Source organism: Nocardia concava NBRC 100430 (assembly GCF_000308815.1).
GTDB lineage: Bacteria > Actinomycetota > Actinomycetes > Mycobacteriales > Mycobacteriaceae > Nocardia > Nocardia concava.
Window position 1 is genome coordinate 1 of sequence record NZ_BAFX01000074.1, and the last position, 11,692, is coordinate 11,692.

Genomic DNA, 11,692 nt, shown 5'->3' on the forward strand with positions numbered 1-11,692 from the left:
GGCCGCCTTGCCGAAGGACTTGGCGCGATCGTATTGCGGGCGGCCGATGTGCAGCAGCGGCAGGTTCGCGACCGGGCGGATCGAAAGGCGTTGATCGGCAACGTCCACCACGCCCGGGGTGACGACCAGATCGATGCCGCGCGGGGACAGCTGCCAGACCAGATCGTTGATGCCGGTGGTGCCGAGGCGCTCGGTGGCGGCGATGGCCACCGTATCCGCGCCCGTGGCCTCGACGGCCTCGATAATGGTCGATTCCGCGCCCAGTACGGGCAGCCCGGACTCTTCGATATCGGTGAGTTCGTCCTCGGCGGCATAGGGGCTGTAGACGCCTACCACGCAGTAGCCCACGGCGGGATCGCGTTCGAAGCAGCGCATGATCTCGTGCGCCGAATCATGGCGGCCCACAACGAGGACCGAGGTCAGGAAGCGGCCCTCGCGGTGCTGGCGGCTGGCGAACTTGCGCCACAGCATCCGGTTGATCATCAGACCGAGCAGGCCGACCGGCAGCGCGATGGCCAGATAGCCGCGCGCGAACTCGATGCGGAGTAGCAGGGAGGCGATGGCGATCAGACCGAATAGTCGCATCGTGGCGCCGACCAGACGCCGGTACTCCTCGGAACCGGACCCGATGATCGCTGTCGACCACGCGTTGCTCAGCGCGAGGAAGCCGAGCCACGCCAGGACGAGCAGCGTCGAGATCGCCGAATATCCGACCCGGGCGCCCCCGGCCCAATCCAGCTGCGAATCATTGTTGTTGAGGCCATCGAAGCGGATGAGCTGGGCTCCCGCCACGGCCCCCGCCACCACCAGCGCATCGCTGATCCGTAGCCGCCGGCCGTATTCCGCCTGCCAGCGCCCTTGCCCGGACCGATGCAGCCGTTCCCGGCGCCGGTTTCGGAGTAATTCCTGGTCCTGTTCGATCTGGAAGGCCATTCCGGAGCTCCATCGTGTGCACACTGCGCATCATGGCCGTCCCCCCTGATCTGGACGCCAGAGCTGAATCCTACTGTGTTCGCCAACCGAACGGCGAGTGATTGACCTGAGACTGAATAGTCTGGATGCCAACGGTTTTCGCCCGCCGTCCGGTCTGTCCATCGGGTGCGCCAACCGGCCCGTTACCGGTCCTGTCGTCGGCTTCTCGCCCCCGCTTCCCCCATGGCAGAGTTTCTGCGGATCAGCAGTCCGCCGACGCGTCCGGATCCGGCACCCGAAGTTGTGACGAGCCACCAGAATCGGTGTCTGGCGGGGCTATTCGAGACTCGGACATCATGAGCCATGTTCAGAAGATCCGGCATCTTCGCCGATCCGCCGGTCGAGTTGACCACGGCCCAAATGGGGTCGGCGGTGCGCGGGGCCAAGCGAGCCGCTCGTGAATCCCGCCGGTCACTGCGCACAGCGGGCGGCCAATACCGGCGGTACCGCAGGAGCGCGGGTGCGATCTATCTGGATTGGCCACGGTGGCGCGCGGAGTACCTCCGCGAGTATCGCGGCGGGTCCGATTGGGTCGGGCCCGACAACCCGGACGGTATCGGCGGGGCCGCCTCCCTCAGCAGCTCGGGATTATGAGATAGGTCGAATTCGGTTGCCCGGCAGCCTTGTCGGCGATTCCTTCGGGCACCGAAAGCGGCCTGGCCGACCGGATGGTCGTGTTAGGGTTGGGGGAGGGGTGACCATGCTTGACGGATTCCTTTCAGCCTTTTTCGCGGGACTGGTCAACAACGTGATCAAGCCGGTGTCCGAGCTGATTCCCAGGTGGGCGTTGATCGCAATCGCGGTGGTGCTGGCCGGGGCGGGCATCTTCTACGGCGGCGTACTCACCGGACGCCATGGTGCCCAACAATCTTCGACATCGGCGGGGGTGACCTCGACGTCCCCGACGCCGACCGCGCCGAAGACCTCGCTGGGCGGGCTCGACCTGCAGCGATACTGTGTCTCCTACGGGTACGACCATGTGGACGTGCTGTCGTGCCAGGCGACCATCAATCTCGACAAGGCCTGCGAATGGCAATACAACCAATCGGGCCTGCACCTGAATTTCTCGTCGAGCGATCCGCGTAGCGGAATGTGCTATTCGCCGGAACAAATTGCCAAGGGCGGAATCTCGGATATGGCCGGCTACTGCCATGCGACGTTCCGGACCAGCATCGGCGTCGACGCGGCGATACTCGACAAGACCTGGGTGTGCCAGGCCCCGATCGATCCGCAGATCGCCTGTATCTGGCAATACCAGTCGGCCAAGGTGGAACCTCGGCAAGAGGGCGACACCTTGAAGTGCTACAAGTAGCGGGAGCACAGTTCTCTCCTCGCCTTGCGCGGCATGGCAGACTTTTCCCGACACGCCGTGCGGGGGAAGGATGACATGGAACTGGTGCTCGCGGCCGGGGCGGCTGGATGACGCTTCCCGATCCGGAGGCCTCCCGTGCGGTGCTCATCGGAACCGCGAGCTACGGAGCTGATTCGGGATTCAAGTCGTTCCCGGAGATCGCCCGCAGCCTGACCGATTTCGCCGGCTTCCTGCGCACCGAAACCGGAATCCCGGAGCGGCACATCGAGGTGGTGCTCGACCCCTCGGACAGTTCGGCCATCGCGGCGAAGGTCACCGCGGCGGCGCAGGCGGCGACAGGGCTGCTGCTGATCTACTACGTCGGCCACGGCGCTGTGGTCGACAATCAACTGCACCTGACCCACACCGGGTCTCGCGTCGACGACGCCGATGTGACGGCGCTGGGGTACCCGATCCTGCGATCGCGGATCAAGGCGAATGCTCGCGGGCCGGTCGTGGTCATCCTCGACTGCTGTCACAGCGGCCGGGCCGTCGGCCGCGAGGTGCTCGCCGGGGACAGCGAGATCCTGCGCGCGGCAACCGATATCGACGGCGCCTTCGTCCTCACCGCCACCGACGAGAAGACGAAGTTCGCCCTCGCCAAGGGCGATGGCGGGCGCACCGCGTTCACCGCGATGATGCTCGACATCCTGCGTACCGGGGTCCCGACCGCGGATCGATACCTGACCATGTCGGTCCTCTACCGTGAACTCCGCGACCGGCTGCCCGCCGCCAATATGCCCAAACCCAAAGCCCTGGAACGCGGTACGGCCGGGCGGGTGGCGCTGGCCGCGAATCCGGCGTGGACCGGCCGCAGCGCGCCCGAGCTGCTGCCGACCACCTCCGTCACCCCGTACCTGGCCCAGATCCGCGATCTCACACCCGACGACGGGTTGCTGGACCGGGAGACAGAACTGGCCGAGCTCGCCGAATTCTGCTGGGGCGAAGAGGCTTACGTGTGGTGGCAGGCGGGACCGTGGGCGGGCAAGACCGCCATCATGACCTGGTTCGCGCTGCATCCGCCGCCGAATGTGCACGTGGTGTCGTTCTTCATCACCTCGCGGCTGGCCGCCCAGGACGACCACAATGCCTTCACCGACGCTGTCGTGGAACAGCTTTCGGCGCTGCTGCCCGATGAGGCCGCGACCGTCGCGCGGGTGAACCCCAACCGCGATGCCCTGCGCCGCCACCTGCTCGACATCGCGGCGCAGCGGGCGGCGAACAGTGGGCGCCGGATCCTGTTGCTGGTGGACGGGCTCGACGAGGATCGCGGTAGTCCCAGCATCGCGTCGCTGCTGCCGCGGCATCCCGGGCCGGGGCTGCGGGTCGTCGTGGCCGGGCGGCCGAATCCCGGTCTGCCGCTGGACGTTCCCGGCAGCCATCCGCTGCACCACTGCCGCCGCCGCGAGGTCGAACGGTCGCGCACCGCCTTCGACATCATTCAGGCGGCGCGTCTGGAGCTGCGCGGCATACTCGACCGCTCCGATGTCGATCAGGAGATTCTCGGGCTGATCACCGCGGCGCACGGTCTCACCGGGGCCGAGCTCGAGGATCTCACCGGTCTGCCGCCCTTCCGGATCGACCGCGTCCTGTCCGGGGCCACCGGGCGCACGTTCCGCGCGCAGTCCAGTCGATTCGCCGCGGACCAGATCCATCTGCTCGCGCACGAGACGCTGCAGCGGGAGGCCGAGACCGCGCTGGGCCGGGTGCTCATGGGCACCTATCACCGCCGCATCCACGAGTGGGCGATCGGCTACCGTGCGCGCGGCTGGCCGGTCGAGACGCCGACTTACCTGCTCACACGGTATTTTTCGATGCTGCGCGGGCGCGGAGACATCGCGCGGATGACCGAGTTGGCGCTGGACACCGCGCGACACGATCGGATGCTGGAGCTCACCGGCGGCGACGGGATCGCACGGACCGAGATCGGCACGGTGTCGGCGTTGTGGCTGGGCAATCAGGATCCGGATCTGCTCGCGGTGTGCAAGCTCGCCATGCGGCGGCGGCATTTGACGCAGCGCGGCAGAGACATTCCCACTCGGTTGCCCGCCGCGTTCGCGCTGCTGGGTGAACTGGCGCGGGCGCAGAGCCTGGCCGACGGGATTCCGTTGCGCGGTCGGCGGGTGCAGGCGCGCATCGCGGTGATCGCGGTTCAATTCGGTGCGGCCGACCGGCGACGGAACCGCAGACTGGTCGACTCGCTGCGGGGATCCGGCGACCGGGTGCTGGACGATTCCGGGCTCGGTGAGCTGGCCGCCGCTCTGGTCGCGGCGGGCGATGTCGAGACCGCCGAGGAGCTCGCGCACGAGATCACGACGCCGTGGGAGCGGGTTCGCATACTGGCACAGCTGGTTTCGGTGTGGTGGCAGGAGGGGCGGCAGGCCGAGGTCGCGGCCGCCATGACCGAGATCAACCGGCACGTGCTGCTGGTCAAGGCGGCCGAACGCCGCGACGAGATCCTGGGGTACGCGGCGGCCGCGTTCGCCGACACCAGGGATTTCGAGCGCGCGCTGGCGCTGGCGGACACGCTGCGCACGCTCGAGGATCTGGTCGCGGCGCGCTGTCGCATCGCCCGGGCCATGGTGGGCCACGGTGCGACGGAATCGGCTCGGGGATGGGTGCATTCGGTGCTGGCCACCTCCGGACGGGCGACCGTCGCCGACCCGATCGGGCGGTCCCGGGTGCTCGGCCGAATCGCGGGCGATCTCGTCGCGGCGGGCTTCTCCGATGAACTCCGCGAACAGGTCGACGATCTCGCGGCCCAGGTGGCCGGATGCGCGCCGCGCGCGGCGGTCGCGGTGCTCGAGGGGCTGGTGCGGTGCCTGGTCGAACTGGGGGAGGCCGACCGCGCGATCGAACTGGCCGATCGGTTCTCCTCGGGGACAGCGCAACTCGATCTGCTGACCGACACGCTCCCGGCGCTGGTGGCGGCCGGTCGATCGACGCGCGCCCGCCGGCTCGCCGCGGATATCGAACTCACCTCCTACCGCACGCCGCCGGACCCGTATCGGCGGGGATTCCCGCTGCACACGCTGGTGCGCGCGCTCGCCGCCGCCGGGGACCTGACGCGCGCTCACGCCGTGGTCGACCGCATCGACGACACGGGTTGCCAATTCCTGGTTTTCACCTACCTCGGCACCCGGGCCGGCGAATCCGCCGCTCGCGCAGACGATTTCCTCGACCGCGCCCTGAATACGGTGAACGGCCTGCTCGGCCAGGTGGAGACCTGGGACGAGCAGGCCACCGACGCCTTCGCCCGCACCGTCCTCGGCACCGACTGGCTCGGCCGCGACCGCGTCGAGAGCTCGCCGACCCCGCTGACCGAACTGGTGCGAACCCTGCTCGCGCGGGGCGCGATCGACGTGGCGGCCGGGCTGGCGGACCGGCTCGCCTCCCTCTACTCGATCTGGTTCGAATCCGCCGACAGCCTCGACCGCGGGCTGGGTGAGCTCGCGGCGGTATTCGTCGAATCGGGCCGCGCCGATATCGCGGCCCGCATGATCGCCACGATCCCCGGCCTCCTGCGCCGCCTGACGGTGCTGCAACTGCTCGTCGAACGCCTCGACGGTGATCAGGTGGCGCCCATCGTGAAACCGATGCTCGACGAAGTCGAGGACGAGGTGATGACCGGCCGACTCACCGAACAGCCCCTGAATCGCGTACGCCTGGCCCAACTTTCGGCCGCCGTCGGCGACGCCGACCGCGTGGCCCGCCTGATGGACGGGCTCACCGACGTCGGCCCTGCCGCCCAGCGCATCGTCTCGTCCCTCGCCACCGCCCGAGCCCGCGCCGGAGCCATCGACGAGGCCGCCGCCATCGCAGGCGCCATTTCCGACCGTGCCGAACGCACCCGCGCCTGCGGCGAAGTCGTCACCGCCCAGATCCGCGCGGGCCGCGAACGCGCCGCCCTCCACTCCGCCACCCGAATCCCGGAGCCCGCCGAACGAATCCGCCTCCTGGCTCTGGTAATCCCGGCCCTCGCACAGAAATTCGGCCCCGCGGCCGGTCACACCACCCTCCTCGAAGCGACGAGCCTGCTCGCGACCATCGACAGCGCCGCCCACCGCGATCGTGCCGCCGCCGTCCTGGTCGACGCCGCCCTCACCATCGGCTCGATCGACCACGCCCACGAGCTGGCCGACTCCGTCGAATCCGACCTCCGCCCAACCCTGCTCTCCCGCATCGCCGATGCTCTGGTCGCCACCCTCGACGACATCCCACCCTCCGACCGCGACGCCTCCCGCCGCCGAATCCGCCGAATCCTGGCCGAGATCTGGGGATCGGGCCGCTGGTACTCGGCCCTGGACGCGCTAGCCCGCTTCGACCCGCCCCTGCTCGCCGAAATCGCCGACGAGGCAGTGCGATTCGACGCGAGTGGGCGCTGACCCCTCACCTCACCGGTACTGCTCCACCCGCAGCGCTTCGCCGCCCGCTGACCTCCGCGCTGTGCACCCGTCCGCGCAGAAAGCGCACATATCGGCTGTGACGGCTCTTCGGTGGCGTGCCCGGAACGAGATCGGCCTCGGCCCGATCGAGCGAATCCTCCAGTGCCGCATCGTGCAACCACCGCCACATGAGTGGCCAGCTGAACCGAGCCGCCCCGTGTGTCCGCATGACCAACTCGTGCGTCAGCCGGGTATGCGTGGCATCCACTTCCTCCACGAGGAATCCATGGGTTCCGTCGAAGCCGAGCGGTCGCCGAAACCGGAACACCACCTCTCGCCCCGGCACGTACTTCACGCAGATGTAGCGGATCGGCCCGTGGCCACCCGACGCCCCGACACCCAACGGCCGGTCGAAACGCATTGCGGGCCAACGGTGTACCGGCCACAGTCGATCGTCGTCACTGGCGAGGCTATCGAGCAGCCGACCGACCGACTCCGCGTCCGCGGTAATCACCCGGCTGTGGACATTGCGCACCATGACCGAACCTCCCATTTAGCGAATACTCTCTAATTCACAATTAGAGGGTACTCTCTAGAACGTGTCAAGAAAGCCGTCGCACACCGCCGACTCCCTCCTGGACGCCGCCGCCGAACTCGCGGCCGCCGAAGGCGCCGCAGCGGTCACCATGAGCGCCGTCGCCGCAGCCGCCGGCGCCCCGAGCGGCTCCGTCTACTACCGCTTCCCCGACCGCCCCGCTCTCCTGGCCGCCCTCTGGCTACGCACCCTCGACCGCTTCCAATCCGGATTCCTCGAGGCTCTGCAACTGGACCCACCCCACCAAGCCGCCATCCAAGCCGCCCACCACGTCACCGCCTGGTCGCTGCAAAATCCCACCGACGCCGCCGTCCTGCTCACGGGCCCAGAACCTTTCGGCTACACCCAGTGGTCCGACGAAGCCCGCGCCGCGGCCGCCGACCGCCAACACCGGCTCGACGCCGCCATCCAAACCCTGGCCACCCGCCTCGGCTACCGCACCAAATCCGACCGCGAACGCCTGACCCTCCTCATCATCGACCTCCCCTACGCCGCCATCCGCCGCACCGCCCACCACCCCAACTCCGACCTCCCCACGACCGCGAAGGCCGTCGACCAAATCGTCCGCGACGCAATGGCTGCCACGCGATAGCGGTGTCCCGCGAACCCGCGGATACGATCGCGCTCATGGCATCGCCCGATAGGAGCACCGGCATTCAAGCGGTTATCACCGGCCCGACCACTGGATACAGCGGCCACACGATCACCCTTGACGGCAGCCGGTCTCGGGCCGGCGACGCGTCGATCCACTACCACTGGACACCCGACGCGGCCCTTATCGCATGCAATCCGGACTTCGCCCAGCAGGCTCGAAGCTCTTCCATCACGCTTGTGCTCCCCGAAACACCCCTGCGCACCGTCCGAAGGGTGGAGCTCACGGTCCACGGCGCGGAGAAGGAGACCTCGCATCGGACCCTGCACAGCATCGCCATCAAACCGGCCCCGCCTCAATGACCCGCTGCGCCTCGGCGGTTCGACGGAACTCGGCGTGGGCATGACACATCAAATGAACGCTATTTAGTAATAGGTGTTCACAAAGTGGGGTGTGGTGTGGAACACTCGGCGGCGAACGTGTTCCAAAGGAGGTACCGTGTCCGCGCCGTCCATCCCCAATCGGATCGATTTCACCGATCCCGATCTGCTCGCCACTCGCCTGCCCGTCGAGGAGTTCGCCGAGCTCCGTCGTACCAGCCCCGTTGCCTGGATTCCGCAGGTGGGCAGCGGGTTCAAGGATGACGGCTACTGGGCCGTCACCCAGATGGAGGACATCAAGGAGATCTCCAAGACTCCGGATGTCTACTCCTCGGAAGAGAACACCGCGGTCATCCGCTTCTACGACGACATCATGCGCGAGGAGATCGAGGTCCAGCGCTTTCTGCTGCTGAACCAGGATCCGCCGCGCCACACCAAGCTGCGCCGCATCGTGTCCAAGGGTTTCACCCCGCGCGCGGTGGAGAGCCTGCGCAACGCGCTGCGCGAGCGCGCCGAGCGAATCGTGCACGAGGCCAAGAAGAACGGCTCCGGCGACTTCGTCAAGGAGGTCGCGTGCGAGCTGCCGCTGCAGGCCATCGCCGAGCTGATCGGCATCCCGCAGGAAGATCGCGGCAAGATCTTCGACTGGACCAACCAGATGATCTCCTACGACGATCCGGACTTCGAGGGTGACCACAAGGTCGCCACCGCCGAGGTCATGGGCTACTCCTGGAACCTGGCCGAGGAGAAGCGCAAGTGCCCGGTCGACCTGGACGGCCACGAGCAGATCATCAACACCCTGCTCAATGCCGACGTCGACGGCGAGGCCCTGGCCTCGGACGAATTCGCCTGGTTCGTCATCCTGCTCGCGGTCGCCGGCAACGAGACCACCCGTAATGCCATCACCCACGGCATGAAGGCGTTCGTCGACCACCCCGAGCAGTGGGAGATCTACCGCGAGCAGCGCCCGCGCACCGCGCCCGACGAGATCGTCCGCTGGGCCACCCCGGTCATCGCCTTCCAGCGCACCGTTCTTCAGGACACCGTCCTCGGCGGCCAGGAGCTCAAGAAGGGCCAGCGCGTCGGAATGTTCTACTCCGCCGCCAACTTCGACGAGACCGTCTTCGAGAATCCGTTCGAGTTCAATGTCCTCCGGAACCCGAATCCCCATGTAGGCTTCGGCGGCACCGGCACCCACTTCTGCGTGGGCGCCAACCTGGCCCGACTGGAGATCGACCTCATGTTCAACGCCATCGCCGATGTGATGCCGAACCTGAGCCAGGTCTCCGACCCCGTCCGCCTGCGCTCGGGCTGGCTGAACGGCATCAAGAGCTGGCAGGTCAAGTACGAGTGAGTGGTCGAAACCAGCATGAGTGAACCCCGTCGACGCGGCCGGATGCCTGCGGTCAGCGACGCCGACATCCGCCGCGTCGCGCGGTCACTGCTGGTCGAGCAAGGCCCGGACGCGATCACGCTGCGGGCCATCGCGCGGGAGCTGGGCATCACCGCTCCCGCGCTCTATCGCTATTACGAATCCCGCGACGATCTCGTCGCCGCCGTCCGCACCGACGTCTGCGCCGACCTGGCCAAGGACCTCGAGGCCGCCATCGCCGACCTCCCCGACGACGCCGGCACCCGCTTCTTCGCCATCTGCCGCGGCTTCCGCACCTGGGCCCTGACCCACTCCCGCGAATTCACCCTCGTCTTCGCCTCCCCGGTGACCGCCGGAATCACCAGCGCCATGCAGCAATTCGGCGAACCCGTCGGCCGCATCTTCCTCGGCGCCGCCGGCCGCCTGCTCACCGAATACGAGGTAGTCACCCCGCCCCTGGACCTCATCCCGTCCGAACTCCGCGACGACCTGATGAAGTTCCAAACGGAACTCCTTGCCGTCCTGGCGGATTCGGGCCAGAAGTTCCCCGCGGAAAAGCTCGACCTGGGCGTCAGCTACGTCATGATCCAGTTCTGGGCCCGCCTCTACGGCCACGTAACCCTAGAGGTCTTCAACAACTACCCCATCCAAATCTCCCACCCCGACGTCCTCTTCGACTCCACCCTCGCCGACATCGGCCGCAGCATCGGCCTGGTCGCAGGCTGACGCCCACGCTGCCGCCGTTGATCTCCTACGCACAGGACGGGAAACTGGTTTCCTGTTGGAAACTGGTTGATGTACGTTGATGGGGTGACCGAGATTCAGACTCCGCAGGAAGCGTTGGATGTTGCTGCCGCCAGTACGCGGCAGGCGCGGGATGCGGCCGCGTTGCCCACCTGGGGGCCGATTGCGGCGGGGGTGGCCGGCGGGCTTGCCGTCATGCTGCTGTGCACGGTGGTCGAGATCGGGGTCGTGAGTCCGCTCGGGTGGGGTGCCGGTGTCGCGGGAATTGCTGCGGGAGTGGTGTATTACCGGCTGCTGGGCTGGTTGAAGCGGGTGCGCCGGGAGCGTGGGATCATTCCGCTGCCATTGGCGGAGTGGAAGCAGAATGTGCTTCTGATCGTGGTGATCATGGTGGTACCGCCGGTTGGACTGGCCGGCTCGGGCTTGGATGTGTGGCTGCGGCTGCTGTCCGCCGCGATCATGGGCGTCTGGATCTGGTTCACGCAGGCGCGACCCCGGTTCACCTGGTGGAAGAACCGGCATTGGAAGAGCTGAACGAGCTGTTCGGCTCGCTGCCGCGGTTGAAGCTCGTCGCCTTCCTCGACGGGTGCAGCGAAGCGGAATTCCTGGTGATCACCGACCTGTGCGGGCTGAACAAATCCACCCTCTCCAAAGCGATGACCACCCTGGAAACGGCCAAGTACGTCACCGTCACCAAGGGCTACGACGGCCGCAAGCCGAAGACCTGGCTGGCCCTGACTCACAAGGGCCGCACCGCCTATCACGCCCACCTGGCCGCCCTCGCCGCTCTCACCCGCAAGGCAAGCGAGACCGACCACCGTCCTGACGACACCGGACGAACCGGCGGGTAAGGGCAACGGTGTGGAAGCATCGGCCGCATGTCGATTTCAGCGGAGGCCATTGCGCATGTGCGGCTCACGGTTTGCGATATCGAGCGGTCGCGGGCGTTCTACGAGGCGGTGTTCGGATGGCCGGTGGCGCTGGAGGTTCCGGCCGGCGCGGACGAGGAAACCCGGCAGCGGCTCAGCTTCCTGCACGGCGGCGTGATCTATCGGATGCCCCAGGGCCTGCTCGGCCTGCGCCCCGCCGCCACCGATCGCTTCGACGAAAACCGCGTCGGCCTGGACCATCTCGCCTTCGCCGTGCAATCACTGGCCGAACTGGAAGCCGCCGCAACACATCTCGACACCTGCGGCGTCATCCGCGAGGAGATCAAAGACATCGGCGTGAGCTACATCCTCGAATTCCGCGACCCGGACAATATCGCCCTGGAGCTGGTCGCTCCCAAGTAGCGGGCGAGT

12 protein-coding genes are annotated in these 11,692 nt (G+C 67.5%); 10 read left to right on the plus strand and 2 right to left on the minus strand.

Annotated features, from left to right (window positions below; all coding sequences use genetic code 11):
- On the minus strand, positions 1-933 hold a 933-nt coding region (locus ON43_RS14400), incomplete at its 3' end, for a nucleoside-diphosphate sugar epimerase/dehydratase (protein ID WP_040807787.1).
- 342 nt (positions 934-1,275) lie between these two features.
- Between ON43_RS14400 and ON43_RS14405 the strand changes: the two genes are divergently transcribed.
- From ON43_RS14405 to ON43_RS46790, 3 genes are all read left to right on the plus strand, one after another.
- Positions 1,276-1,566 (plus strand): hypothetical protein, encoded by a 291-nt coding sequence (locus ON43_RS14405; RefSeq protein ID WP_245568589.1) that lies wholly within the window; start codon positions 1,276-1,278, stop codon positions 1,564-1,566.
- Between the two features lie 100 nt (positions 1,567-1,666).
- On the plus strand, positions 1,667-2,284 hold the full coding sequence (locus ON43_RS14410) for a hypothetical protein (RefSeq protein ID WP_040807788.1): 618 nt from the start codon (positions 1,667-1,669) through the stop codon (positions 2,282-2,284).
- A gap of 107 nt (positions 2,285-2,391) precedes the next feature.
- Positions 2,392-6,708 carry a caspase, EACC1-associated type gene (locus ON43_RS46790; RefSeq protein ID WP_040807790.1) on the plus strand — a complete coding sequence of 1,439 codons (4,317 nt, stop codon included), beginning with the start codon at positions 2,392-2,394 and terminating at the stop codon, positions 6,706-6,708.
- A 4-nt stretch (positions 6,709-6,712) separates the two neighbouring features.
- Here the strand turns inward: ON43_RS46790 and ON43_RS14420 are convergent, their stop codons facing one another.
- On the minus strand, positions 6,713-7,246 hold the full coding sequence (locus ON43_RS14420) for an SRPBCC family protein (RefSeq protein WP_218003267.1): 534 nt from the start codon (positions 7,244-7,246) through the stop codon (positions 6,713-6,715).
- A 61-nt stretch (positions 7,247-7,307) separates the two neighbouring features.
- On the opposite strand from ON43_RS14420, the gene ON43_RS14425 reads away from it, so the two are divergent.
- From ON43_RS14425 to ON43_RS14455, 7 genes are all read left to right on the plus strand, one after another.
- On the plus strand, positions 7,308-7,895 hold the full coding sequence (locus ON43_RS14425; protein ID WP_040807792.1) for a TetR/AcrR family transcriptional regulator: 588 nt from the start codon (positions 7,308-7,310) through the stop codon (positions 7,893-7,895).
- 35 nt (positions 7,896-7,930) lie between these two features.
- The gene (locus ON43_RS14430; RefSeq protein ID WP_157514032.1) at positions 7,931-8,257 is read left to right on the plus strand and encodes a hypothetical protein; all 327 of its coding nucleotides are present in this window, start codon (positions 7,931-7,933) and stop codon (positions 8,255-8,257) included.
- Between the two features lie 136 nt (positions 8,258-8,393).
- Positions 8,394-9,629, plus strand: coding sequence for a cytochrome P450 (locus ON43_RS14435; protein ID WP_040807798.1), 1,236 nt, complete (start codon positions 8,394-8,396; stop codon positions 9,627-9,629).
- Between the two features lie 15 nt (positions 9,630-9,644).
- A complete protein-coding gene (locus tag ON43_RS14440; protein WP_040808087.1) occupies positions 9,645-10,373 on the plus strand; it encodes a TetR/AcrR family transcriptional regulator in 729 nt (242 codons plus the stop codon).
- An 84-nt stretch (positions 10,374-10,457) separates the two neighbouring features.
- On the plus strand, positions 10,458-10,925 hold the full coding sequence (locus ON43_RS14445; protein WP_157514033.1) for a hypothetical protein: 468 nt from the start codon (positions 10,458-10,460) through the stop codon (positions 10,923-10,925).
- Complete coding sequence (locus ON43_RS14450; RefSeq protein ID WP_218003268.1) at positions 10,898-11,242, plus strand: transcriptional regulator; 345 nt, start codon at positions 10,898-10,900, stop codon at positions 11,240-11,242. The genes ON43_RS14445 and ON43_RS14450 overlap by 28 nt, the downstream gene beginning before the upstream one ends.
- Positions 11,243-11,269: 27 nt before the next feature.
- The gene (locus ON43_RS14455) at positions 11,270-11,683 is read left to right on the plus strand and encodes a VOC family protein (RefSeq protein ID WP_040807801.1); all 414 of its coding nucleotides are present in this window, start codon (positions 11,270-11,272) and stop codon (positions 11,681-11,683) included.
- Positions 11,684-11,692: the final 9 nt, after the last annotated feature.

Bases quoted from the DNA above. Each gene is read 5' to 3' on its own strand.
- ON43_RS14430 (WP_157514032.1), top strand. From the start codon at position 7,931: ATGGCATCGCCCGATAGGAGCACCGGCATTCAAGCGGTTATCACCGGC.
- ON43_RS46790 (WP_040807790.1), top strand. From the start codon at position 2,392: ATGACGCTTCCCGATCCGGAGGCCTCCCGTGCGGTGCTCATCGGAACC.
- ON43_RS14440 (WP_040808087.1), top strand. From the start codon at position 9,645: ATGAGTGAACCCCGTCGACGCGGCCGGATGCCTGCGGTCAGCGACGCC.
- ON43_RS14405 (WP_245568589.1), top strand. From the start codon at position 1,276: ATGTTCAGAAGATCCGGCATCTTCGCCGATCCGCCGGTCGAGTTGACC.
- ON43_RS14420 (WP_218003267.1), bottom strand. From the start codon at position 7,246: ATGGTGCGCAATGTCCACAGCCGGGTGATTACCGCGGACGCGGAGTCG.
- ON43_RS14455 (WP_040807801.1), top strand. From the start codon at position 11,270: ATGTCGATTTCAGCGGAGGCCATTGCGCATGTGCGGCTCACGGTTTGC.